The sequence below is a fragment of the Pseudomonas kermanshahensis genome (assembly GCF_014269205.2).
GTDB classification, from domain to species: domain Bacteria; phylum Pseudomonadota; class Gammaproteobacteria; order Pseudomonadales; family Pseudomonadaceae; genus Aquipseudomonas; species Aquipseudomonas kermanshahensis.
This window is the reverse complement of record NZ_JABWRY020000001.1, coordinates 2,172,443-2,195,876: the sequence shown is the minus strand read 5'-3', so window position 1 is coordinate 2,195,876 and position 23,434 is coordinate 2,172,443. Positions and strand designations below refer to the sequence as shown.

At 63.8% G+C, this 23,434-nt stretch carries 20 protein-coding genes; 9 read left to right on the top strand and 11 right to left on the bottom strand.

The window, feature by feature from the left end; all coding sequences use genetic code 11:
- Positions 1–68: 68 nt before the first annotated feature.
- Positions 69–2,234, bottom strand: coding sequence for a TonB-dependent receptor (locus tag HU764_RS10215; protein ID WP_186703571.1), 2,166 nt, complete (start codon positions 2,232–2,234; stop codon positions 69–71).
- A 269-nt stretch (positions 2,235–2,503) separates the two neighbouring features.
- Here HU764_RS10215 and HU764_RS10210 point away from each other — a divergent pair, with 269 nt between their 5' ends.
- Positions 2,504–3,355: a CAP domain-containing protein gene (locus HU764_RS10210; protein WP_186703572.1), complete on the top strand. Its 852-nt coding sequence runs from the start codon at positions 2,504–2,506 to the stop codon at positions 3,353–3,355.
- Between the two features lie 34 nt (positions 3,356–3,389).
- Here the strand turns inward: HU764_RS10210 and HU764_RS10205 are convergent, their stop codons facing one another.
- A complete protein-coding gene (locus tag HU764_RS10205) occupies positions 3,390–4,364 on the bottom strand; it encodes a GlxA family transcriptional regulator (protein ID WP_186703573.1) in 975 nt (324 codons plus the stop codon).
- A gap of 102 nt (positions 4,365–4,466) precedes the next feature.
- On the opposite strand from HU764_RS10205, the gene HU764_RS10200 reads away from it, so the two are divergent.
- Entirely contained in the window at positions 4,467–5,078 is a 612-nt protein-coding gene (locus HU764_RS10200; protein WP_085274275.1) for a LysE family translocator, read from the top strand.
- Between the two features lie 6 nt (positions 5,079–5,084).
- Here the strand turns inward: HU764_RS10200 and HU764_RS10195 are convergent, their stop codons facing one another.
- Positions 5,085–6,284 (bottom strand): MFS transporter, encoded by a 1,200-nt coding sequence (locus HU764_RS10195; RefSeq protein ID WP_186703574.1) that lies wholly within the window; start codon positions 6,282–6,284, stop codon positions 5,085–5,087.
- Positions 6,285–6,397: 113 nt separating this feature from the next.
- A complete protein-coding gene (locus tag HU764_RS10190; RefSeq protein ID WP_027593574.1) occupies positions 6,398–7,297 on the bottom strand; it encodes a LysR family transcriptional regulator in 900 nt (299 codons plus the stop codon).
- Positions 7,298–7,414: 117 nt separating this feature from the next.
- On the opposite strand from HU764_RS10190, the gene HU764_RS10185 reads away from it, so the two are divergent.
- From HU764_RS10185 to HU764_RS10175, 3 genes are all read left to right on the top strand, one after another.
- Positions 7,415–7,765 carry a cupin domain-containing protein gene (locus tag HU764_RS10185; protein WP_027593575.1) on the top strand — a complete coding sequence of 117 codons (351 nt, stop codon included), beginning with the start codon at positions 7,415–7,417 and terminating at the stop codon, positions 7,763–7,765.
- Positions 7,766–8,033: 268 nt separating this feature from the next.
- Positions 8,034–10,451: a glucose/quinate/shikimate family membrane-bound PQQ-dependent dehydrogenase gene (locus HU764_RS10180; RefSeq protein WP_186680243.1), complete on the top strand. Its 2,418-nt coding sequence runs from the start codon at positions 8,034–8,036 to the stop codon at positions 10,449–10,451.
- Between the two features lie 128 nt (positions 10,452–10,579).
- On the top strand, positions 10,580–11,848 hold the full coding sequence (locus HU764_RS10175; RefSeq protein WP_186680245.1) for a carbohydrate porin: 1,269 nt from the start codon (positions 10,580–10,582) through the stop codon (positions 11,846–11,848).
- Between the two features lie 145 nt (positions 11,849–11,993).
- Here HU764_RS10175 and argE read toward each other — a convergent pair whose 3' ends face one another.
- Together argE and HU764_RS10165 are read right to left on the bottom strand one after the other, a co-directional pair.
- Positions 11,994–13,154, bottom strand: a complete 1,161-nt coding sequence (gene argE / locus HU764_RS10170; protein WP_186680247.1) for an acetylornithine deacetylase — start codon at positions 13,152–13,154, stop codon at positions 11,994–11,996.
- Entirely contained in the window at positions 13,147–13,824 is a 678-nt protein-coding gene (locus HU764_RS10165) for a DUF1028 domain-containing protein (RefSeq protein ID WP_099429103.1), read from the bottom strand. Before HU764_RS10165 ends, argE begins: the two co-directional genes overlap by 8 nt.
- 303 nt (positions 13,825–14,127) lie before the next feature.
- Here HU764_RS10165 and HU764_RS10160 point away from each other — a divergent pair, with 303 nt between their 5' ends.
- Together HU764_RS10160 and HU764_RS10155 are read left to right on the top strand one after the other, a co-directional pair.
- Positions 14,128–15,447, top strand: coding sequence for a flavin-containing monooxygenase (locus HU764_RS10160; RefSeq protein ID WP_186703575.1), 1,320 nt, complete (start codon positions 14,128–14,130; stop codon positions 15,445–15,447).
- Positions 15,447–15,863, top strand: coding sequence for a RidA family protein (locus HU764_RS10155; RefSeq protein WP_027593581.1), 417 nt, complete (start codon positions 15,447–15,449; stop codon positions 15,861–15,863). Before HU764_RS10160 ends, HU764_RS10155 begins: the two co-directional genes overlap by 1 nt.
- Here HU764_RS10155 and HU764_RS10150 read toward each other — a convergent pair.
- From HU764_RS10150 to HU764_RS10135, 4 genes are read right to left on the bottom strand one after another with little or no spacing between them, the layout of a single operon-like run.
- Positions 15,854–16,660 carry a sugar phosphate isomerase/epimerase family protein gene (locus HU764_RS10150; protein WP_186703576.1) on the bottom strand — a complete coding sequence of 269 codons (807 nt, stop codon included), beginning with the start codon at positions 16,658–16,660 and terminating at the stop codon, positions 15,854–15,856. The genes HU764_RS10155 and HU764_RS10150 overlap by 10 nt on opposite strands.
- Positions 16,657–17,397 carry an SDR family NAD(P)-dependent oxidoreductase gene (locus HU764_RS10145; protein WP_027593583.1) on the bottom strand — a complete coding sequence of 247 codons (741 nt, stop codon included), beginning with the start codon at positions 17,395–17,397 and terminating at the stop codon, positions 16,657–16,659. Before HU764_RS10145 ends, HU764_RS10150 begins: the two co-directional genes overlap by 4 nt.
- The gene (locus HU764_RS10140) at positions 17,394–18,743 is read right to left on the bottom strand and encodes an MFS transporter (protein WP_085274278.1); all 1,350 of its coding nucleotides are present in this window, start codon (positions 18,741–18,743) and stop codon (positions 17,394–17,396) included. The genes HU764_RS10145 and HU764_RS10140 overlap by 4 nt, the downstream gene beginning before the upstream one ends.
- Positions 18,744–18,785: 42 nt before the next feature.
- Complete coding sequence (locus tag HU764_RS10135; RefSeq protein ID WP_027593585.1) at positions 18,786–19,613, bottom strand: amidohydrolase family protein; 828 nt, start codon at positions 19,611–19,613, stop codon at positions 18,786–18,788.
- Between the two features lie 147 nt (positions 19,614–19,760).
- Here HU764_RS10135 and HU764_RS10130 point away from each other — a divergent pair, with 147 nt between their 5' ends.
- Positions 19,761–20,714, top strand: a complete 954-nt coding sequence (locus HU764_RS10130) for a LysR family transcriptional regulator (RefSeq protein ID WP_186703577.1) — start codon at positions 19,761–19,763, stop codon at positions 20,712–20,714.
- Positions 20,715–20,840: 126 nt separating this feature from the next.
- Here HU764_RS10130 and pgm read toward each other — a convergent pair whose 3' ends face one another.
- Positions 20,841–22,478: a phosphoglucomutase (alpha-D-glucose-1,6-bisphosphate-dependent) gene (gene pgm, locus HU764_RS10125; protein WP_186703578.1), complete on the bottom strand. Its 1,638-nt coding sequence runs from the start codon at positions 22,476–22,478 to the stop codon at positions 20,841–20,843.
- Positions 22,479–22,626: 148 nt separating this feature from the next.
- Between pgm and HU764_RS10120 the strand changes: the two genes are divergently transcribed.
- Entirely contained in the window at positions 22,627–23,274 is a 648-nt protein-coding gene (locus HU764_RS10120) for a DUF1345 domain-containing protein (RefSeq protein ID WP_186680265.1), read from the top strand.
- Positions 23,275–23,434 lie beyond the last annotated feature (160 nt).

The window sequence follows — 23,434 nt, the reverse complement described above, 5'->3', positions numbered from 1 at the left end:
AAAGCAGCGAAGATTCACTGTGCTTTCACCGGCCTCTTCGCAGCACAAGGCTGCTCCTACAATGAGGGTCAGAAGTCTATCGAGCCGGAGAACTTGACCAGGCGCGGGTCGCCTTGGGTCAGGTAGCCGCCGTTGGCCGAGGCCCAGTAGTTCTTGTCGGTGAGGTTCTCCACGTTCACCCGCAAGGTGACCTCTTTCTGCTGCACCTTGAACCGGTAACGTGCGCCTACATCGAAGCGGTTCCAGGTTGGCAGGGTGAGCGTGTTGGCCGGGTTGGCGTACTGGCCACCGGTGCGCAGCATGCGGGCATTAAGCGCTACGCCTTGCAGGCCAGGCACGTCCCAGTCGACGCTAGCGTTGAGCTGGAAGGTCGGTACACCGACCGCATGGTTGCCATCATTGGTACCGTTCTGGGTGTTTTTCAGTTCTGTGTCCATGCGGGTGCCGCCGGCCATCAGGCGCAGCCCCTGCAGCGGCTCGCCGAACACGCTCAGCTCAACGCCCTTGTTTACCTGCTCGCCGTCCTGGACGAATACATTGCCCTGCACGAAGCCATCGGTGGGCCGCTCGATACGGAACAGCGCCAGGTTGGCACCGAAGGTCTGGTAGTCGAGCTTGACCCCTGCTTCGATCTGTTTGGTCTTGGCGGGTGGGAACACTTCCCCGGCGTTGATGACCTGCCCCGACGCCGTCGCGCCCTGCGCCAGGCCCTCGATGCGGTTGGCATACAGCGAGATCGACGGGTTGAGCTTGTAGACGATGCCGTACACAGGCGTGGTCACCGACTCGTCGTAGAACGCGTTGCGCCCAAGGTCTGCGCCCTCGCCGTCATAGGCATACCCTTCGACCCGCAATTGCTGGCGCCTCACCCCCACCGTGACCAGCAGGCTATCGTCGAACAGGCCCAGCGTATCGGACACGGCAATGCTGCGGTTGCGCGTCTTGCCGGTCACCCCAGGGTCATCCAACTTGCCACCGGTAAAGGTTGGGGTGGTGGGCTTGGGCAACGGGTCAGTGTGATAGAGGTTGGTGGCCTGCGCGTTGTAGAAGACGAACGCATTTTCTTGCTGGGTCCAGATGCTGGCCGCACCAATGTTCAGCTGATGGCTGACCGGGCCGGTCTGCATGCGGCCGTTGATGCCCCCCATGAAGGTGGTGTTGTCTTCATTGTGGGGGATTTTCGAACCGGCGATGGTGGCGTCGCCCGTGGCGGCGTTGGTCAGGATCGGCGTGCCGTAGAAGCCGTTCTCATGGGTGTGCTTGACGCCACCGGCCAGGTAGCCGCTCCAATTGTCGTTGAAGTCGTAGTCGCCCCGGGCCATGCCGAACGTGTCTTCGGTTTCAGTCCAGGCCCAGTCCTGGCCATAGTTGTGGTCGGCATCTGGCGCGCGTGGGATATCGGTGAGGCCGGCCCCCAGGCGCACCGAGTTACGCAGGTGGTTGACGCGCTGCTTCTGGTAGCCGAAGTCGGTAGACAGGCGGAAGTTGTCGCCCCGGTAGTCAAGGCCGGCAATGAACAGCTTGCTACGTTGATCCTGGTCGTCGACTGCGGTTTCGCCTTCACGTTGCGACAGGTTCAGGCGCACGCCAAAGCGGTTGTCCTCACCGAAACGCTGGCCGATGTCCAGGTGTTCGCCAACGCGGCCGTCGCTGCTGATGTCTTGGGTGTAGCGACGCGTGGGGACATCGCCGGCACGCTTGGGCTGCAAGTTGACGTTGCCGCCAAGGCCGGTTCCGGTCGGGCTGGCGCCGTTAAGGAAGGCGTTGGGCCCCTTGAATACCTCGACCCGCTCTACCGCGTCGGTTGATATCATCTGCCTGGGCAACACGCCGTACAGGCCATTGAACGCCACATCATCACCGCTGAGTGGCAACCCGCGGATGACGAACACCTGCGACTGGTTGCCGAAGCCAAACGACTGGCGCACGGACGGGTCGTTGAGCAGCACATCGCCGATATCCTCGGCCTGCTGGTCCTCGATCAATTGCGCGGTGTAGCTGGTCATGGTGAACGGCACGTCCATCATGTCCTGATTGCCCAGCACGCCCATCTGCCCGCCCCGCGCGACCTGCCCACCGGCAAAGGCTTGCGGGAGTTCGCCCTTGACCTTGGCAGACTCGGCGTCGATAGCAGTGGCATCCAGCTGGATCACGCCATCAGCCGCCTGTGCAGTAACCGCAACGGAACAGCAGACAGCGAGAAAGGTCGATTGATAATGACGGGGTCGTGCCATGAAAGGCTCCTGGGTATCGGATGGACGCCTTCCTGGCAACGTGGGTGGAGGGCATAAATTAATCGCGATTGCGAATAGTTTCCAGCTGAAGTTACGAATAATTACCAAGTGATCGCACTTTTTGCGCGTCCAGTGGTCTACTTCCTCTTATGCCGCCTGCAACGATTGCCGTCGTTTGTATTGCTTTGCACGGGACTGGGCCAAAAACCCTGTGCTTGTGTAGGATGAGCAGCGCTTACCACGACGCTGCCAGTCATAGGGAGATTCACATGCGCGTCCTGTCATCTGTTGCCGCCTTGTCGCTGGGCCTGGTCATCGCGACCGGGGCCTTGGCCGTCACCGGCGAGGAGGCGCAACTGATCGAATCGATCAACGTCTACCGCAGTAAGGCCCAGCCCTGTGGTGGCGAGGCGTCGCTGGAACTACCGCCACTCAACAGCGACACCCGTCTGGCGCTGTCGCCCGAGGGCACGCGCGATTTGCAACAGGCCATGTCCCGCGCGGCCTACCCGATGGTGAACGTGCAGGCCATCAGCCTCTCGGGCCCGCGCGATGCGCGCGCGGCCATGCATGCCATCGAGGAGAGCTTCTGCCAGGTGGTGCTCGACCCGCAGTTCGTCGACATCGGTGTCAGCCAGGAAGGCCGCGACTGGCGCATCGTCCTTGCTCGCCCCCTGCTCAGCAGCCGCCTAGGGGATTGGCAGGCTGAAGGGCAGAAAGTGCTGCAAGAAATCAACGCTGCGCGCAAGGTGCCACGCCAATGCGGCGGCCAGCCGTTTGCCGCCGCGCCCGCGCTGAGCTGGAGCACCGTATTGGCCGGCGTTGCCGCCACCCATACGCGGGCCATGGCCAACCAGAACTTTTTCGACCATATCGACCGCGACGGCCGCACCCCTGGCGATCGGGCCGAGCTGGCCGGTTACTTGTATCAGCAGATCGGCGAGAACATCGCTGCAGGCCGCGACACCGCGCATAAGGTGGTCGACGGCTGGCTGGCCAGCCCTGGGCATTGCGCGACCCTGATGAACCCGGATTTTCGCGAGCTAGGGGCGGCCTATGCCGTCGACCCGAAGAGTGATGCGGGGATCTACTGGACGGGGATGTTTGGCACACCGCAGTAAAAGCCAGAACAGCCTGGGCGGGCGATGCGGCCGCTCAGGCAACAGCGGCACCTTCGCGCAGTTGCAGTGCCGTACAGCCAAAGCGCCGCCGCACGCATTTACCCAGGTGGCTGGCATCCCCCAACCCCACTTCATCGGCAATCTGCGCCAGGCCGTGGCTGGAATTGAGCAACCGCCAGCGCGCTTGCTGCAAGCGCATTTCCAACCACCAGGCCTTGGCGCTCATCCCGTGGCTGGCCTGGAATTGACGGTCAAGCTGACGCCGGCTGATGCACAGCTCCGCCGCCAGGTGTTCGACCGACAACGGTGAACCCAGGTGATGCCGCATCAACGCCAGGGCCCGCTGCACCGCTCGCCCGTGCCCCACCCCCGGCTCCAACGAACGCAAGGCATGGCGGCTGTCGCGCGTCTCGTCCACCAACATGTCGGCCAAGCCCTTCAGCGCCCGAGCCCGGCCACAGGCACGCGACAGCAGTTCCACCGCTAGGTCGATTGCCGCGGTCCCTCCCGCGCAGGTAATGCGCCCACCTTGAATGTGATAGAGCTGGTCGCGCAGTACCTTCAGATGAGGGAACGTCGCTCGAAACTCGGCTTCATGCCGCCAATGGACCACTACGTCATGCCCGTCCAACAGGCCGCAAGCGGCCAAGAGGAAGGCGGCGTTGTCGACGGCCACCAGCTTCACACCCGCCTTGGCAGCCCGCTTCAGCAACGCCTTGTAGCGCGGAGCCAGTTCAGCGGTGGCCATGGCGTTGCGGCCGCCGAACAGCACTAGGTAGTCGTAGTGGGCCATGTCGAGCTGTTCGGCAATGGCTTCCACCTGCACCACCGCACCACTGCTCGCGGGCACCGGGTCTAGGGTCAAGCCTGCCAGGGTCCAGCTGCAATAGCGCTGCTGGCTGTAGTCTTCGTCATCGGCGCTGAAACGCAGCTTGTCGAGAAATGCACCGAACGGCAGCAGGGCAAACGCCGGCAGGGGCAGGATCAGCAGGCGGATATCAGGGGGCATGAGAGCACGTCCAGATCAGACTATCGAATGTCTAGATCATACCTTCGAAAAAACGCGTTGTGCCCTAGACTGGCGCTCTCCAACCCTATCAGGCACTCCCCCATGGCACTCGACACCTGGCTTATCTACCTGCTGGCCAGCATCGGCCTGTCGCTGACTCCAGGCCCCAACAGCTTGCTCGCGTTGACCCACGGCGCGCTGTATGGCGCACGCCGTACGCTGTTCACCATCGTTGGCGGGGTAGTTGGCTTCAGTGCCTTGATCGCCCTGGCAATGTTCGGCCTCAGTGCCCTGCTGCAAACCTCTGCAGCAGTGCTTGGCATACTCAAATGGGTGGGCGGCGCTTACCTGGTCTGGCTGGGTATCCAGCTGTGGCGCAGCCCGGCGCTGCACCTTGAAGTGACGCAGCGGGCCCGCAGCCTGGGCAATGCGGGCCTGTTTCGTCAGGGCCTGCTGTCGGCCATGGCCAACCCCAAGGTGTTGCTGTTCTACGGTGCGTTTCTGCCGCAGTTCCTCGACCCTCAGCGTGGGCTGTTGATGCAGTTCGTGGTGATGGCGGCGACCTTTGCCAGCGTGGAATTCCTGGTCGAATACTGGCTCGCGCGTTTGGCGTTTCGCATCCGGCCCTGGCTGGCCAAGGGTGGCAAAGGGTTCAACCGCTGCTGTGGCAGCTTGTTCGCAGTGATCGGCGTCGCGTTGCCACTGGGGCGCTGATTCAGCTCAGCCGCGGCGCCCTTGCAGGAGGAACACCAACAGCGCCAAACCCGGCAGCCCGGCACCCACCAGCGCAACCCCCTGCCAACCATACTGGGCAAACACGGCACTGGCCACCGACGAACCCAGCGCCCCGCCCAGGAAGATACTGGTCATGTACACCGCGTTCAGGCGCCCGCGGCTTGCCGGGTCCAGCGCATAGACTTCGCGCTGGCCAATCACCATGTTCATCTGCACCGCGAAGTCCAGCAACACACCGGTCAGCCCAAGGCCGATCACACTGAAGCCCGGTGCCGTCAGCCCGACCAGTAGCGCCACAGGCGCCAGTACCAACGCCGCCAGGGAACCTGCACGGGCATGCCCGGCATCGGCCAGGCGGCCGGCGATGGGCGCGGCCACGGCCCCTACCGCCCCTACCAGGGCGAACAGCGCGATCTGGCTCTGCGACAGGCCATGCGCCTCCGCCAACGCGAGGGGTACAGCCGTCCAGTACAGGCTGAACGCAGCGAACATCAACGCCTGGTACAGCGACCGTTGACGCAGCACCGGGTAACGGCGCAGCAACGCGACCAGCGACAGCATCAGCCCGGCATAGCTGGCTTTGTGCTCCGGGACCCGGCGTGGCAGGGTCAACGCCAACAACAGGATGATCGCCAGCATCACGCCCGCCGCGCCGATGAACACGGTGCGCCAGCCGAAGTGATCGGCCACCAGGCTCGACACCGGCCGCGCCAGCAGAATGCCCAACAGCAGACCACCCATGATGTTGCCGACCACACGGCCACGCTGTTGCTCAGGGGCCAGGTGCGCTGCCAGGGGGATCAGCATCTGCACCGCGACCGAACTGAACCCGATCAACAGTGCATAGCCCAGAAACAGCTGCCCTTGGCCACTGCTACTGGTACCAGCCAACAGCAGGCTGACGCAGGCCAGCACCGCGGTAGCGATCATCAGGCGGCGGTTTTCCAGCAGGTCGGCCAGCGGAACCAGTAACAGCAGGCCTAAGGCATAGCCCAGTTGGGTCAGGGAAACGATCAGGCTCGCCCGTTCAGTGGACAGGCCCAGGTCGGGGGCGATCAGCCCAACGATGGGCTGGGCATAGTAGATATTGGCAACGATGGCGCCGCAGCAGAACGCCAGCAGGGTCACCAAGGCCCGGCTCAGGCCAGTGGCCGACGGCTGCTCTGCGGCTAGGGAGGGGTTCATGCGATGTTCCTCAAGAAGGGACGGAATATGCCACACACCTTACCCAGACGTGCCGCAGGCGAGAATCCGGCGGGCGCGCAACAGGGCTTTGCACCCTGCGCAACGCTGACGGCTCAGTGCGCCAACAGGCCTTCGCAAAAGGTGATGAAGGCGTTCACGCGGCGCGACCCGCGATGGTTGGGCAAGTACAGCGCGTTGATCCTGTCGTTGGCAGTACCGGGGCTGACCTGCCAGTCGCCGAACACGCGCTGCAGCGTGCCATCGGCCACGTCCTCACGCACCAGCCAGTCGGCCAGCAGGGCAATGCCGCTGCCAGCCAACGCGGTTTCGCGCAACAGGTCGGCATTGGCGCTGCGCAACGGCCCGCTCACGTCCAGTTCCAGCACCTCCTGGCCCCGCGTCATGCACCAGGGGCGCGCCTTCTGCCCATAGCGAAAACGCAAGCAGGCGTGCTCCAGCAATTGCTGCGGGTGCTCCAGTGCTGCACGACCGGCCAGGTAGCCCGGGCTGGCCACCAGCCAACGCTCGAACCGGCCCAGTGGGCGGCACACCAGTTCGTCATTGGGCGCTGGGTCACCCAGCCGGATCGACAGGTCGTAACGGCCATCGAGCAAGTCGTCCAGGCGGTCGCTCAGATCGATGTCCAGTTCAAGCGCCGGGTGCTTGGCCAGAAAGGGCCCCAGGTGCGGCGCAATCACCCGCCGGCCGAATTCCACCGGCAGGCACAGCCGCAGCACACCGACCGGCTCCTCGCCCCGGTCAGCGACACTGGCATCGGCTTCATCCAGCGCTTCGAAAATGCCCCGGGCCCGCGCGTAGTAACGGGCACCCGCCTCGGTCAGGCTGACCTGGCGCGTCGAGCGGTTCAACAAGGTGGCCCCCAGCTCGGCCTCCAGTGCATCGACCAGGCGGGTCACCGACGAGGTCGCCACGCCAAGCTTGCGCGCGGCCGCGGAAAACCCCTGGGCATCGACCGTCGCCGCGAACATCTTCATGGCCAGCAGCTTGTCCATGTGTCTTCCGTCTTTTAAAGCTCGGAACAGTCCTACAAACCGCAGGGATGGTCAAGAAGCGCACGCCCCCGCAATCACGTCCATAGTGGAAGCACCTCCCTTTGAACGAGATTTCAGATGGCCCCCTTCAACATGCTGAATACCTTGCCTCCCTGCGACCCGACCGCTGCCGAGCGCGTCGACGAACTGCTCAGCCGCCCCGGTGTGCGCATCGAGCGCATTGTTTCCAGCGGCCAATCCAGCCCGCCCGGGTACTGGTACGACCAGGCCGAAGGTGAGTGGATCGTGCTGCTCAGCGGTGCCGCGGGCCTACGCTTCGAGCATGAAAACCATACGCGGCTCCTTCAGCCCGGCGACTGCGTCGATATACCAGCGCATTATCGCCACCGCGTGGAATGGACCGCGCCGGGCATCGCGACAGTATGGCTGGCCGTGTTCTACAGCAGCGCTAGCCCTTGGCCGGAATAGGTGTCGAACCGTCCAATCGGGGCCTGCTGGCGCAGCGTGGCCCCTGCACACATTGCTTTTCGACGACTCGACCAAAGTATGAGTACTGATTCCATATCTGTCATGAACGCTTTGTTTACTGCATTTTTCGCTGCCTGATCTAGACTTTTGCCAACACCTTGGCAAGTTCAACCCTGCGACAATCAGCCTCACAAAACTTTGTACTAACTTGTTAATTAGCTTGCTAAGGGCTTAAACTGCGCCCATTCCACCTGCTGAGATCCCTGGCATGAAAGAAACACCGCGCGCCTCTGGCGCCACAAACCTCATTCTGGTCGGCCTAGGCGTTATCGTCGCCCTGCTCGGCCTGCTCCTGGCCGCCGGCGGTATCAAGCTGGCCGGCCTCGGCGGCTCCTGGTACTTCCTGATCGGCGGCCTGGCCATGGCCATCGCCGGTATCCTCATCGCACGCCGCAAGGTCGCCGGTGCCTGGCTGTATGCCCTGTTCCTGATCGGTACCGCAATCTGGGCCGTGATCGACACCGGCCTGGTGTTCTGGCCGCTGTTCTCGCGCGTGTTCATGTTCGGCGCAATCGGCATGGTCGTGGCGCTGGTCTACCCCCTGCTGGTACGTGCCAACGGCGGCACCGCTGGCCGTGGCGCGTACGGCCTCGCAGGTGTGATGGCGGTGGCATTGGTCATTGCCGCAGGCAACATGTTCGTTGCTCACCCAAGCGTCGCTCCGACCGGCAAAGGCCCTGGCATGACCCCGGTCGAAGCCGGCAAAGAGCAGAAAGACTGGGCCCACTACGGCAACACCGAAGGTGGCAGCCGCTTCGCCGCGCTGGACCAGATCAACCGCGACAACGTCAACAAGCTCAAGGTGGCCTGGACCTACCACACCGGTGACGTCGCCATCAGCGACGGCAACGGTGCCGAGGACCAACTCACTCCACTGCAGGTTGGCAACAAGGTGTTCATCTGCACCCCGCACAACAACCTGATCGCCCTCGATGCCGACACCGGCAAAGAGCTGTGGAAAAACGAGATCAACGCCCAGTCCAAGGTCTGGCAGCGTTGCCGCGGCATGGCCTACTTCGACGCCACCGCGCCGTTGGCCCAGCCAACCCAGCCGAACAGTTCGCCCATCGCCATGGCCACTGTCCCGGCCGGTGCCAACTGCCAGCGCCGTCTGCTGACCAATACCATCGACGGCCGCCTGATCGCCGTCGACGCCGACACCGGTGAGTTCTGCCAAGGCTTCGGCAACAACGGCCAGGTCAACCTCATGGCTGGCCTGGGCGATGTGCCGGACTCCTTCTACCAACTGTCGTCCGCGCCGCTGATGGCCGGTACCACCGTGGTGGTTGGCGGTCGCGTTGCCGATAACGTTCAGACCGACATGCCAGGCGGCGTCATCCGCGGCTTCGACGTCATCACCGGCGCCATGCGCTGGGCCTTCGACCCAGGCAACCCGGAAGACCGCAACGCCCCGGCCGACGGCAGCACCTACGTGCGCAGCACCCCGAACAGCTGGGCCCCGATGTCGTACGACCCGGCAATGAACACCGTGTTCCTGCCGATGGGTTCGTCGTCCACCGACATCTATGGCGTAGAACGCAACAAGCTGGACCACACCTACGGTGCTTCGGTCTTGGCACTGGACGCCACAACCGGCAACCAGAAGTGGGTGTACCAGACTGTTCACAACGACCTCTGGGACTTCGACCTGCCAATGCAGCCAAGCCTGATCGACTTCACCAAGGATGATGGCAAGACCGTACCTGCGGTGGTGATCGGCACCAAGGCCGGGCAGATCTACGTGCTTGACCGTGCAACCGGCAAGCCGCTGACCCAGGTCGACGAAGTTCCGGTAAAACCGGGCAACATCCCGAACGAGCCGTACTCCCCGACCCAACCAAAATCGGTGGGCATGCCACAGATCGGCGCGCAGACCCTGACCGAGTCGGACATGTGGGGCGCCACCCCGTATGACCAGCTGCTGTGCCGCATCGACTTCAAGAAAATGCGCTACGACGGCCTGTACACCGCGCCGGGCACCGACCTGTCGCTGAGTTTCCCAGGCTCGCTGGGCGGCATGAACTGGGGCAGCATTTCCACCGACCCGGTGCATGGCTTCATCTTCGTCAACGACATGCGTCTGGGCCTATGGATCCAGATGATCCCTTCGCAGAACAAAGGCAACGCGGCCTCCGGTGGCGAAGCCTTGAACACTGGCATGGGCGCCGTACCGCTCAAGGGCACGCCGTATGCAGTGAACAAGAACCGCTTCCTGTCGGTTGCCGGTATCCCTTGCCAGGCTCCGCCGTTCGGCACCCTGACCGCGGTTGACATGAAGACCCGCCAAATCGCCTGGCAGGTCCCGGTCGGCACCGTCGAGGACACCGGCCCGCTGGGTATCCGCATGCACCTGCCGATCAAGGTCGGCCTGCCAACCCTGGGCGGCACACTGTCCACCCAAGGTGGCCTGGTGTTCATCGCCGGCACCCAGGACTTCTACTTGCGCGCCTACGACAGCAGCAACGGTAATGAAATCTGGAAGGCCCGTCTGCCGGTTGGCAGCCAGGGCGGCCCGATGACCTACGTTTCGCCGAAAACCGGCAAGCAGTATGTGGTTATCACCGCCGGTGGCGCGCGTCAGTCGACTGACCGTGGCGACTATGTGATTTCTTACGCCCTGCCGTAAGACTGCGTCGCCTGCTTCGCGGGTGAACCCGCTCCCACAGGATGATCACTGCACTTGCAAAGGGTGCAGGCCCTGTAGGAGCGGGTTCACCCGCGAAGAGGCCCTAGAACACTACCCGAGACCCCGCAATGCCATCCGCAATTCGCATCACTTCTCCCCTCCTGCTCGCCCTGGCCAGCACCACCGCCCTCGCCGACGGCGACCTGATGACCCGCAACACCCTGACCGGTGACTGGGGCGGTCTGCGCCATCAGCTGGAAGAAGACGGCGTCAAGTTCACCGGCGACTACAGCGGTGAAACCGCCTACAACACCCACGGTGGCCTGCACCGTTCGGCCCGCTACTCGCAGAACCTCAAGCTGGGCGTGCAGTTCGACCTGTCGAAACTGTACGGCCTGGAAAACGGCGGCAAGGTGCAGTTGACCATCAATGACCGTCGCGGCAACAGCGCCTCGGAAGACCTGGTGGGCAACCGCTTGCCGATCCAGGAAAACTACGGTGGCCTGTACACCCGCCTGACTGAACTGAGCTACGAGCGGACCCTGTTCACCCCGGCCTTGAACGTCAAGCTCGGCTACATGGCCATGGGCAACGACCTCGGCGGCTTGGACAGTGGCATCCTGTGCAACTTCATGAACGCCGGCTTCTGTGGCCACCCACTGAACATGTCGGGCGGCAGCGGCTGGACCAACTACCCCAACGCCCACCTGGGCGTGCGGGTGAAATACGACCTGTCGCCGTCCTGGCAGCTGCGTGTCGCGGCCTTCAACGTCGACCCCGAGAGCAACGGCAATTCCAGCCGTGCCTGGCACCTGGGGCCCAAGCACACCACAGGTACCGTGGTACCGGTTGAGCTGGTGTACAAACTGCAAGGCGAGCTGCCAGGTGAGTACAAGCTGGGCTACTACTACGACAGCTCCGATGTGAAACGCATTGGCAGCGACAAGGAAGTGTCCGGCCGCGGCGGCCATTACCTGCTGATCGACCAAGCCGTGTGGAATGACCCACGTTCGCCAGGCCGCAGCCTGCACGCCTTTGGCCAGTACTCGGCATCGAGCGAGGCCGCTTCGCCGTTCACCAAGTGGTATGGTACCGGCGTTGTGCTGTACAAGCCGTTCGAAGGCCGCCCGCGCGATACCCTGTCGCTGGGCTATGGCCGTGCCGTGCCAAACCCACGCAGCCGCGATGTGCTGGAAGACGCTGCGTTCAACGCAGGGCAACAGTTCCCGAACATCGACAGCGCCGAGCAGTTGATTGAACTGAGCTACGGCTACCAGGCCACGCCATGGCTGAACCTGCGCCCGGATGTGCAGTACATCATCGAGCCGGGTGCGTTCTCGGGCAAAGCTATCGACAATGCGCTGGTAGTGGGCCTACAGGTCAAGGCCACGTTCTGATTCATCACGGCATTGCCCGCATCCTGTAGGAGGAGCCTTGTGCTGCGAAGAGGCCCGTGACAGCACAGTGAATTTTCTCTGCTGCCACGGGCCTCTTCGCAGCACAAGGCTGCTCCTGTCAGGAATGCCTACCGGCAAAAATGACTCAACCTTCGCGCAGGTAATCCACCAGCCGCAGCAGCATCTCATCGCACCCCTGCAACTGCTCGGCACTGACAAACTCGTCCGGCTTGTGCCCCTGCTCCATGCTCCCCGGCCCGCAGACCACCGTCGGGATTCCGGCCTGGTCGAACAAGCCGCCTTCAGTACCAAACGCGACCGTGCCGAACGCCGCTGAACCACTGAGCAAGGCGACCAAACGTGCCGCTTCGCTGTCAGCCGGCGTGGCCAGCCCCGGGTAAGCACTCAGCGCCTCAAGGCGAATATCGGCGCCCTGGTTGACGGCGCGCATGCGCGGCAGCAACTCAGCCTCGGCGTAGCCCTGCAACTGGTCAGCCACCCCCTGAGCATCGAACCCTGGCAATGCGCGCACCTCGAAGTCGAATTCGCATTCCTCGGGCACGATGTTCAACGCCCTGCCACCTTTGATCACGCCGGTCTGTACCGTGGAAAACGGCGGATCGAAACGCGTGTCATGGTGCTCAGGCTGTGCCAAACCATTACCGATCTCACCTAGCTTGCCGATCAATCGCGCGGCGTACTCGATGGCGTTCACCCCATAAGGCGCATAAGCCGAGTGACAGGCGGCACCGTGCACCTGGCAACGCATTGCCAACTTACCCTTGTGCCCCAGCACTGGCTTGAGCTCGGTCGGCTCGCCGATCAGGCACAACCGCGGCTTGTGTGGGCGCTGCGCAAGCGCCGCAAGCATCGAGCGTACGCCCAGGCAACCCACTTCTTCGTCATAGGAGAACGCGAGGTGCAGCGGAATACGCAAAGGCTGCGCGAGAAACGCGGGGACCGCTGCCAGGACAGAGGCGATGAAGCCCTTCATGTCCGCAGTACCCCGCCCATACAGGCGCCCCTCCCGCTCACTCAAGGCAAACGGCTCGACCGTCCAGGCCTGGCCGTCAACCGGCACCACATCGGTGTGCCCCGAAAGCACTACACCGCCAACGTCCAGCGGGCCGAGGGTGGCAAACAGGTTGGCCTTGGTGCCCTCAGCGTTATGGAACAACTCGCATTCCACGCCAAGGTCCGCCAGGTAGTCACGGATGAAACCGATCAGCGCCAGGTTCGAATCGCGGCTGACCGTGGCAAAACCGATCAGCCGGGCAAGCAACGCGCGGCTGGTGCGCTCATTCATTGCCCGGCACTCCATAGCTTGGCGCGGCGGTCGGGTCGAGGGCGCGGGTCACGTAGTCCTGCATCTGCGGGCGATAGGCTTGCCACAGGCCATCGAGCTGGCCGATCGGGTCTTCATCGGCCCAGTCGACGCGCAGGTCCACCAGCGGCCAGGTCAGCTCGCCGGCAATCTTCAGCGCTGCGGAATGCACCGGCCCGGCCTCGCCCCCGGCCGCCATCGCCGCCTGCATGGCCGCCAACAAGCGATCGGCCAGGTGCCCGCCGGCCTGTTCAAACGCGTGCACCATGGCCTCGATCACCTGCTTGGACGCCAGCAAGTTACCCGCAGCAGCGCACTGCTCGCCGGCCACGGCATTGTGCACCCCAAGTGCCTGCTTGCCAGTAAACAACGCGACCTGGCCCTGGCTGTCGATCACGGTGACCTGGCGGTATTCGCTCCAGCCATTGGCGTTGAGCACCCTGTCTAGTGCAGCTGCCGGCGGCAACTGGCCCTGCTCCAGCACATCGAGCAGCTGCGGCCCCAATGCCGGCAAGGTGATGTTCTGCGTTGCGACCGCCCCCACACCTGCGCGCACCCAGGGGCAACGCGCCCCGACCGCGATGCTCGACGAGCTGATGGCGATACCGACTTGGCCGGTTTCCTGGCAACGACCGATGATGGAGAAAGTCATGTCATGGTTCCTGTTGTTCTGTCCGATGCAGGGCATTCTGGGTGGAACCCTCCAGCGCGCGAAACCACCTTTTTCCGAGGGCTTGAAGAGGAAAAAACTAAGGCCGCCCGCACCACCCCGAACGGCATGAAAAATCCCCCTCAAGCACCGCGGCAAGCCCTATGAATCAAGGCCTTCGCCGTTTTATCGGCAAGCCCTAGCTAAATACTATTTTCGCCATTTGCGCAGCGTCCCTAGTCTGGCCCCAGGCAACGGCGGTCCTCCAACCGACCTGACAAAAACCGCCTGATAAAGGGCTCGGACATGACTTTGAACAACCTCGAAATCGACACCCTCGTCGTCGGCGCCGGCCAAGCCGGCGTGGCCATGAGCGAACACCTGAACAAGCTCGGCGTGCCGCACCTGGTGCTGGAGCGCAAGCGCATCGCCGAAGCCTGGCGTACGGGCCGCTGGGACTCGTTGGTCGCCAACGGCCCGGTCTGGCACGACCGCTTCCCTGGGCTGGAATTCAACCTCGACGCCGATGCCTTCGCTGGCAAGGATCAGGTTGCCGACTACTTCGAACAATACGTGCGCAAGTACAACCTGCCGGTGCGCACCGGCATCGAGGTGAAGAAGGTGGTGCGCAACAGCGATCGCCCAGGCTTCACCATCGAAACCAACGAGGGCGTGATCCGCGCCAACCGCGTGGTTGCCGCCACTGGCCCGTTCCAGCGCCCGGTGATCCCGGCCATCGCGCCAAAGGACGAGCGCCTGCACCAGATCCACTCCGCCGCCTACTACAACCCTGAGCAGCTGCCCGCCGGTGCCGTGCTGGTGGTGGGCGCCGGTTCTTCGGGCGTGCAGATTGCCGAAGAACTGATGCGCGCCGGGCGCCAGGTATACCTGTCGGTCGGTGCCCATGACCGGCCGCCGCGTGCCTACCGCAACCGCGACTTCTGCTGGTGGCTGGGTGTGCTGGGCGAGTGGGACGCAGAAATCGCCAAGCCTGGCCGCGAGCACGTGACCATTGCTGTCAGCGGCGCACGCGGCGGCCACACCGTGGACTTCCGCGCCCTCGCCCACCAAGGCATGACCCTGGTCGGCCTGACCCAATCGTTCGCCGATGGCATTGCCACCTTCCAGGACAACCTGGCAGACAACATCCGCCGTGGCGACGAAAACTACCTGGCCCTGCTCGATGCCGCCGATGCCTACATCGAACGCAACGGCCTGGACCTGCCTGAAGAGCCGGAGGCGCGCAAGCAACTGCCCGACCCTGAGTGCCTGAGCAACCCGCTGCACACACTCGACCTGGCCCAGGCCGGTGTCAGCACCATCATCTGGGCCACCGGCTACGGCGTGGACTTCAGCTGGTTGCAGGTCGACACCTTCGACAGCAACGGCAAGCCACAACACCAACGCGGTGTTGCCCGCGAGCCTGGCGTGTACTTCCTCGGCCTGCCTTGGCTGTCACGCCGCGGCTCGTCGTTCATCTGGGGCGTGTGGCACGACGCCAAGCACGTCGCCGGGCACATCGCCACGCAACGGACCTACCTGGCCTACCGCGACAGCGAACAACGCGCCGCGGATGAGCAGCAACAACCCACGATCAGCAACGTCAGCACCCTCGGAGCCCACTGATGCCAACCCATACCCGTATCCGCATGTTCAACACCAAGGTCACCTACCCTAACCAGACCCTGGACAACGACCTGTGCCAGGCGGTGCGTGCCGGCAACACCATCTACGTACGCGGCCAGGTGGGCACCGACTTCGAAGGGCGCCTGGTAGGCCTGGGCGACCCTCGGGCACAAGCCGAACAGGCGATGAAAAACGTCAAGCAACTGCTTGAAGAGGCCGGCTCGGACCTGTCGCACATCGTCAAGACCACCACCTACATCACCGACCCGCGCTTCCGCGAGCCGGTGTACAAGGAAGTCGGCAAGTGGCTCAAAGGCGTGTTCCCGATCTCCACCGGGCTGGTGGTGGCGGGCCTGGCCCAGGCCGAGTGGTTGATGGAAATCGATGTGATCGCCGTGGTGCCGGATCAGGCCTGACCTGCCGGCACCCCGCTCAGCCAGGCCTGCGTGACTCGCGCAGCTGCCGTTAGCCGCTCTGCCCCCTGCAAGTGGGCAGACGGCACCTCGACGCTGAGGCTGACGTCGTGGGGCAAGGCTGCGAGCAACTGCGCCAACGGCAGCTGCCCGTGGCCAGGCAACTGCCTGCCCTCCCGCGCTTCCTGGATGATGCCGTTGTCGGGTGGTGCCTGCAGCGGGGCATCGCACAACTGCACGGCGCGCAAGTAACGCGGGTCGATTCCGGCAAGGTCCGCTACCGCTGCGCCAGCACGAAACAAGTGCAGGGCATCGACCAGCACGCTGCTGTTGTCCTGCCCCGCCCCTGCCACCACGGTATAGGCCTGGTGCACGTTCGCCACCGGCCGCCAGCGCATGAATTCAAGGTCCACGCGCACGCCATAACCCCCTGCCAGCTCGCACAAGGCCGCGAAATGCCCGGTCAGCCGCGCGACATCGGCATCATCGCCCGACACCGTCAGGCTTACCGCCCCCAGCTCCGCACCTGCCGCCAGCAAAGGCTCGTAATCGGCGACCACCACCTCGGGCGTCAATGACACGAACTCGATATCAGCGACCCGTACGCCCTCACCCACCATCACCGCCTTGAGCTCACGCAGCGCCAGGCTGCCCGCCGTTACAGGGTAGGCCAGCGCACCCGGCATCACTGGATGCAGGCGCAGCCCCACCGCGCTGAAGCCGGCACGGCTCGCCTCGCGCACCAGCACGGCTGGCGCCAGGTCCAGTGCCGTCAGGTGAGCGACGCCCAGGCCCCTCAATAGGTCGCCCTCCCGCCACTGAGGTCGAACACGAAGCCAGTGGTGAAACTGCACTCTGGCCCGGCGATCCAGCTCACCATGTTGGCGATTTCCTCGACCTTCAGGAAGCGCCCCATGGGGATCTTGGCCTTGCTCGCTGCGATGTGCTCCGGGGTCATTTCGGCCATCAGCGGCGTTTCTACCATCGCCGGCGCCACGCAGTTGAGCAGCACGCCATCCTGCGCCAGCTCCTTGGCTGCGGCCTTGGTGAAGGCGATCACGCCTGCTTTGGCCGCCGAGTACGCCGAGATGTACTGCACGCCATCCTTGCCCGCCATCGAGGCGACGTTGACGATGCGTCCGTAGCCGCGTTCGCGCATGTGCGGGATGGCGGTGCGGCAGCAATAGAACACTCCGTTCAGGTCAATGGCGATGACCTTGTCCCAGGCCGCTGGCGGGTATTCCCAGGCGGGTACCACTGGGCCATTGATACCGGCGTTGTTGACCAGGATCTCGACCTGCCCGACGTGTGCAAGCACGTCGGCAAATGCCGCTTCCACCGACGCCAGTGATGAAACATCGACAGACTGGCGCAGCACCGGCTCAAAGCCGTTTTCGGCTGTGTCCCAGCCATCGACCGCCAAGTCCCAGATCACCACGTGGGCACCTGCGGCGTGCAGCCGCTGTGCAATCCCCAGGCCGATGCCACGCATGCCGCCGGTCACGATTGCAGTCTGCCCTTGCAGGTATTGGCTCATTGCTTTGCTCCATTTTCGAGGTTAGGGATGTCTGGCAGACGACGCAGGTCGCTCACCATGAACAGGTAACACAGGGCACCGAGGACGGTGATCGACGACACGAAGGCCAAGGCCCAGACGAACGACCCGGTCATCGAGACGATGATGCCGATGGTCAACGGGGTGACGATGCCCGCCGCGTTGGCGAACAGGTTGAACAGGCCACCGCTCAAGCCCAGCAGGCCCTTTGGCGCGATGTCGGAAACGATCATCCAGGCCAGCGCCGACATGCCTTGGGCGAAGTAGGCGATGCAGAGAATGGCGATTACCAGCGCGTCGGACTCGACATAGTTAGCCAGCACGATCACCGACGCGGTGAGCAGGCCGGCAATCACTGGCAGCTTGCGCGCCACGTTCAGGGAGTAGCCGCGGCGCAGCAAGGCATCGGACAACCAGCCACCGACCAGGGTGCCCAGCGAGGCGGCGATGAACGGCAGCACCGCGACCCAGCCAACCTTCAGCCACGGCATGTGCCGCTCGGTGACCAGGTAGGTCGGGAACCAGGTCAGGAAGAACACGTTGGTCGAGTTGCAGGCAAACTGCCCCAGGCAGATGCCCAGCATGTTGCGGTGTTTGAGCAGAGCCGGGATCTGCGACCAGCGGAATACCGTGGCTTTCTGGCCACCGTCGACCACGCCACCGCCAGCTGCGATGTAGTCGAGTTCGGCCTTGTTCGCCGTGGTGGACTGGTGCGGTTCATGGTACTTGCGCCACCAGACCAGGCCATAAAGGATGCCCATCAGCCCGACCGCCATCAGCAGAAAACGCCAGCCGTACGCGTGCAGTACCCAGAACAGCAGCGGCGTGAGAAACGCAAGCCCCGTGTATTCGGCAAATGTGTAGATGCCGGTCGCCCTGGCCCGCTCACTCTGTGGGAACCAGGTCGCCACCACGCGGCTGTTGGTGGGGAAGCACGGCGCTTCGGTCACCCCTACCAGAAAACGCATGCCCAACAGCGACAAAAAGCCCTGGGCCAACCCTTGCAGGCCAGTGAACAGCGACCACAGCGTCAAGGCCAGCCAGTACGTGAACTTGGTGCCCAGCCGGTCGATGAGGATCCCGCCGGGGATCTGGGCCGCCGCGTAGGTCCAGGAAAACGCCGAGAAGATCACGCCCATCATCGCGGCGTTAAGGCCCAGGTCGGCACTGATGCTAGGCGCCGCAATGCCCATCACGCTGCGGTCAAGGTAGTTGATCATCGTGCCGCCGGAGATCAGCGCCAGGATCATGAAGCGGGTGCGGGTGCGTTGTTGCAGGCGTGCAGGCGTGTCGAACGCCCCCACGCCGAGGTTCTGTTCAGTGTTCATGACGGTTGCTCTCTTGTTATTGGAATGGCAAAGGGCGGTGCGCTAGGCAAACCCGAACAGACGTCGCGGTGTGTCCCACATGACGGTGCGGCGCAGTTGCGCATCCGGCATCAGTTGCTCGGCCAGTTTCAGCAGCGGCCCGTAGTCCACCCGCGAGCGCTGACGAATGAACGGCCAATCGGAGCCCCACACGCAGGCCTGTGGGCCAAACGCTTCGAGCAGGGCATGAACGTAGGCACTGCTCTGCGCCTGCAGCGCATCGGCCGAGGCGAACTTCTGCATGCCGGACAGCTTGACGCTGGCCCGGCCGCTTGCGGCCAACCGCAGCAAGGCCTGGAAACCCGGTTGGTGAATACCGGCGCTCACCTCCGGGCGGCCGCAATGGTCGATCAACACGCGCGCCGACGTGCGCTCAAGCAGCCCGCGCAGCGCCAGCAACTGGTCTTCGCACACCTGAATCTGCGCAAACAGGTCGAGCTCGGCGAGCTTGCCGAACAACCCGTCGGCTGCATCCAGGCTCGCCACACCGTACAACGCCGGGTTGAAGGCCACCCCGACCACCCCTTGCGCCTGCAACGTAGCCAGCGCATCCAGGGTGATGTCAGGGCTAACCACTGCCACCCCCTTGAAACGCCCCTGCCCAGTGGCGAGCGCGCTCAGCAGGCAGCTATTGTCGGTGTGGTAGCCGCTGTTCGGCCCCACCAGCAAGGCATGCTGCACGCCATAGGCGTCCATCACCCGGTTGAATTGCTCGAGGGTGGCGACCTCCTGCCCGGACGGGGCGTAAGGCGCGTCGGGGTGATAGGGAAAGCGCGCAGGGTCAAACAAATGGTTATGGCAATCGATCTTGGGTTCATCGAAGATGTTCACGCAACACTCCCGTCAAGCGCCGCTGCGCTTGCCTGCAGATCTTGTTATTGTGCGCCGCGAAGGCGACTCGGCAGGCTTCAAGATACTGCGTGCCCGGCGTCTGCGCTCATACCCAGATGGCGAAGACCATAACCAAAGGTAATGCTCATGCCCCTCGACCATGACGGCCCGGAAGCCCGCAACCTGGTGTTCAAACTGCGGCACATGGAAGTGTTTCGTGCGGTGATGTTGACGGGCTCGATCAGCGCGGCGGCGAAGATGCTCTATGTGTCGCAGCCGGCCGTGAGCAAATTGATCCAGTACATCGAGGGGCGGCTGGCGTACCGCTTGTTCGAGCGTATCAACAACTGCCTGGTGCCGACCCACGAAGCGCAGATTCTGTACCGCGAAGTCGAGCGGGTGTATCAGGCCGCGCTGGAGGTCAATGAATGTGCGTTGTCACTGGGCAGTGGCGGCCACCGTAACCTGCGCATCTCGTGCAGCGCCTCGCTGTCGACCGTGGTCATCCCGATTGCGCTGGCCCAACTCAAGCGTGAGTCACCCTCGCTGAACATCGAGTGGCAGACCTCGTTGATGGGTGAAATGCCGAACCAGATCCTGTCGAAGAAGGTCGACCTGTCGATTGCCGCCTTGCCGGTGATCCACGATCACCTGCATTCACGCGCGTTCATGCGCGGGCGCATGGTGGTGGTGATGCCGCCGGAGCATGCCTTGGCGCGGCATCCGTCACTGGCGCTGGAGCAACTGCAAGGCCATGCCCTGCTGCTGTTCAGGCCCGACATGCCGTTCGGCAAATTGCTGGCCGAACAGATCCACCAGCGCGGGCTGCAGTTGGAGTCGCTGTTGTCGTTCACCAATGCCAACGAAGCTGTGGCCTTGGTCAAGCAAGGCATGGGCATTAGCTTGATCGACGAATTTGTGGCGCAGGACAGCGGCTTGACGGTGGTCCCCCTGGCCGACGAAATCCACTTCGACATCAGTTTCGTCTATTCGCGCTTCGAGCCACCTTCGCACTCGGCGCTGCACCTGATGCAGGTGCTGCATGCCCAGGCCCTGAAGCTGGGGCGGGGGATCGAGGGGTTCGCGTTGCCAACCCCTTGATGAACCGGGGCCGCCCGGCGGCCCATCGCCGGCTCCCACAGGTAACTGCGCAGGCTCAGACCTTGCGAAAAACCTGTGGGAGCCGGCTTGCCGGCGATGGGCTGCAAGGCAGCCCCTTGAGTACAATCAGGCGATCGCCGCGTCCACCAACACCTGCGCTTCCTGCACCAGGCGCTGCAGGTGCGCCTCGTCGATAAAGCTTTCGGCATAGATCTTGTAGATGTCCTCGGTGCCCGACGGCCGTGCGGCAAACCAGCCATTGGCGGTCATCACTTTCAACCCGCCAATCGCCTGGCCGTTACCCGGTGCATGGCTGAGGATCTGCACGATTGGCTCACCAGCAAGCTCTGTGGATTTAACCTGCTCAGGTGCCAGCTTGCTCAACAACGCCTTCTGCCGGGCATCCGCCTTGGCCTCGACGCGGGTGGCATACGGCTTGCCCAGTGCTGAGGTCAGGTCGGCATAAGCCTGGCTCGGGTTGCGACCGGTGCGTGCGGTCATCTCGGCGGCCAGCAAGGCCGGGATCAAACCGTCCTTGTCAGTGGCCCAGACCGACCCATCGCGCCGCAGGAACGAAGCCCCCGCGCTCTCCTCGCCACCAAAGCCCAACGACCCGTCGAACAGGCCCTGGGCGAAGAACTTGAAGCCTACCGGCACTTCGAACAATTTACGGCCCAGGCGCTCGGTAACGCGGTCGATCAGGCCGCTGGACACCACGGTCTTGCCCACGGCTGCGTCGCTGCGCCATTGCGGGCGGTGGCGGAACAGGTAGTCGATGGCCACGGCCAGGTAGTTGTTCGGCTGCAGCAGGCCATCCGGGGTGACGATGCCGTGGCGGTCGTGGTCCGGGTCGCAGGCAAAGGCCACGTCAAAGCGCTCGCGCAGGCCGATAAGGCCCTGCATCGCGTAGGGCGAGGATGGGTCCATGCGGATCTGGCCGTCCCAGTCGACGGTCATGAAGCGGAAGGTCGGGTCGACCTCGCTGTTGACCACTTCCAGGTTCAGCTTGTAATGCTTGGCAATCGCCGACCAGTAGTTAACCCCGGCGCCGCCCAGCGGGTCGACGCCCAGGCGCAGGTTGGCGCTGCGAATCACGTCGAAGTCGATGACATTGCCCAGGTCTGCCACGTAGTGGCTCACGTAGTCGTGGCGGTGCGTGGTGGCCGCCTGCAGTGCCTGGGCATGGTCCATGCGTTTGACGCCAGCAAGGTTCGCAGCCAGCAGCTCGTTGGCCTTGGCCTCGACCCACTTGGTCACGTCGCTGTCGGCTGGGCCGCCATTGGGCGGGTTGTACTTGAAGCCACCGCTTTGCGGCGGGTTGTGCGACGGCGTGATGACGATGCCATCGGCCAGGCCCTGCTCGCGGCCACGGTTGTAGCACAGGATGGCGTGGGACACCGCTGGGGTCGGCGTGTACTCGTCGTCTTTGGACAGCATCACCTGCACGCCATTGGCCGCCAGCACTTCCAGGGCACTGGCCGTGGCCGGTGCCGACAGCGCATGGGTGTCGGCGCCAATGAACAGCGGGCCATCGATGCCCTTCTCCTGGCGGTACAGGCAGATGGCCTGGGTAATGGCCAGTACGTGGTACTCGTTGAAACTCAGCTCAAGCGAGGTGCCTCGGTGCCCCGAGGTGCCGAAGGCCACCCGTTGGGCCACCACGCCAGCATCGGGGCGGCCGGTGTAGTAAGCGGTGAGCAGTCGGGGGATATCGACCAGCACGCTGGCCGGAGCCGGCTTGCCTGCCAAAGGACTGAGCGTCATGCAGAAACCTCGAGTTCAACGAATGTTGGTGTTGGAACGTGCAGTGTACTGAGAGTTGCAACGCCGCGCGACGGGCGACGCGATGAAAGCCGCCAGCACCTGGCGATGGTCTAGAGTATTAGCCACCACTCCCCGGCAACGAGGCCCCATGGCTTTTCACCGCCTGACACGTACCCACCCTCGCCTCACGTTCGCCACCCTGGTCGGCATCATCGGCGCCTGGCTGATCCCTGCCGGTGACACGGTCCAGCACATTCTGGTCGGCTGGAACCTCGGCGTCTGGCTCTACCTGCTGCTGGTCCTGTGGCTTACCTGGAGCGCCAACCCGGAAAAGGTCCGCAACGTTGCCCAGGTCGAGGATGAGAACGCCGGCCTGGTCCTGCTCACCGTCTGCATCGCTGCCATCGCCAGCCTGGCCGCAATCACCTTGCAACTGGTCTCCAGCCGCGGCCTGCAAGGCAGCGCCCTGGCCCTGCACTACTTGTACACCGGGTTGACCGTGGCCGGCTCCTGGCTGTTGATCGGCTGCATCTTCAGCCTGCACTATGCCCGGCTGTTCTATACCGGCCAGAACCATGAGCCCCCGCTGCGCTTTGCCGATGGCGAGCGCAACCCGGATTACTGGGACTTTCACTACTTCTCGTTCACTATCAGTGTGGCGGTGCAAACGTCCGATGTCGGCGTCGCTGGCAGGGGGTTGCGCCGGGTGGTGCTGGCACATTCAGTGGTAGGGTTCGTGTTCAACACGGCCATTCTGGGGTTCACCATCAACATTGCGGCCGGCCTGCTGGGGTAGCACACACCGCTCGTCCGAAAACCCAGTGCGGTAGAGGCGGCCGTTACCTGCGGCACCCCGCAAGGAAAACGTTTGCCAGGCGAGCTGCCGGTGGATAGCGGCCCTAACAGCACTGTGACCTAGGTCAAACCTCCACGATTCCGGCGTATTCCCACCCTGG

What these genes read in the sequence shown, in the direction of transcription:
- HU764_RS10155 (WP_027593581.1), top strand. Translation starts at nt 15,447, where the DNA reads ATGCCAACCCATACCCGTATCCGCATGTTCAACACCAAGGTCACCTAC.
- HU764_RS10145 (WP_027593583.1), bottom strand. Translation starts at nt 17,397, where the DNA reads ATGAGCCAATACCTGCAAGGGCAGACTGCAATCGTGACCGGCGGCATG.
- HU764_RS10165 (WP_099429103.1), bottom strand. Translation starts at nt 13,824, where the DNA reads ATGACTTTCTCCATCATCGGTCGTTGCCAGGAAACCGGCCAAGTCGGT.
- HU764_RS10200 (WP_085274275.1), top strand. Translation starts at nt 4,467, where the DNA reads ATGGCACTCGACACCTGGCTTATCTACCTGCTGGCCAGCATCGGCCTG.
- HU764_RS10185 (WP_027593575.1), top strand. Translation starts at nt 7,415, where the DNA reads ATGGCCCCCTTCAACATGCTGAATACCTTGCCTCCCTGCGACCCGACC.
- HU764_RS10180 (WP_186680243.1), top strand. Translation starts at nt 8,034, where the DNA reads ATGAAAGAAACACCGCGCGCCTCTGGCGCCACAAACCTCATTCTGGTC.
- HU764_RS10130 (WP_186703577.1), top strand. Translation starts at nt 19,761, where the DNA reads ATGCCCCTCGACCATGACGGCCCGGAAGCCCGCAACCTGGTGTTCAAA.
- argE (WP_186680247.1), bottom strand. Translation starts at nt 13,154, where the DNA reads ATGAATGAGCGCACCAGCCGCGCGTTGCTTGCCCGGCTGATCGGTTTT.
- HU764_RS10160 (WP_186703575.1), top strand. Translation starts at nt 14,128, where the DNA reads ATGACTTTGAACAACCTCGAAATCGACACCCTCGTCGTCGGCGCCGGC.
- HU764_RS10190 (WP_027593574.1), bottom strand. Translation starts at nt 7,297, where the DNA reads ATGGACAAGCTGCTGGCCATGAAGATGTTCGCGGCGACGGTCGATGCC.
- HU764_RS10120 (WP_186680265.1), top strand. Translation starts at nt 22,627, where the DNA reads ATGGCTTTTCACCGCCTGACACGTACCCACCCTCGCCTCACGTTCGCC.
- pgm (WP_186703578.1), bottom strand. Translation starts at nt 22,478, where the DNA reads ATGACGCTCAGTCCTTTGGCAGGCAAGCCGGCTCCGGCCAGCGTGCTG.
- HU764_RS10215 (WP_186703571.1), bottom strand. Translation starts at nt 2,234, where the DNA reads ATGGCACGACCCCGTCATTATCAATCGACCTTTCTCGCTGTCTGCTGT.
- HU764_RS10210 (WP_186703572.1), top strand. Translation starts at nt 2,504, where the DNA reads ATGCGCGTCCTGTCATCTGTTGCCGCCTTGTCGCTGGGCCTGGTCATC.
- HU764_RS10195 (WP_186703574.1), bottom strand. Translation starts at nt 6,284, where the DNA reads ATGAACCCCTCCCTAGCCGCAGAGCAGCCGTCGGCCACTGGCCTGAGC.
- HU764_RS10175 (WP_186680245.1), top strand. Translation starts at nt 10,580, where the DNA reads ATGCCATCCGCAATTCGCATCACTTCTCCCCTCCTGCTCGCCCTGGCC.
- HU764_RS10140 (WP_085274278.1), bottom strand. Translation starts at nt 18,743, where the DNA reads ATGAACACTGAACAGAACCTCGGCGTGGGGGCGTTCGACACGCCTGCA.
- HU764_RS10205 (WP_186703573.1), bottom strand. Translation starts at nt 4,364, where the DNA reads ATGCCCCCTGATATCCGCCTGCTGATCCTGCCCCTGCCGGCGTTTGCC.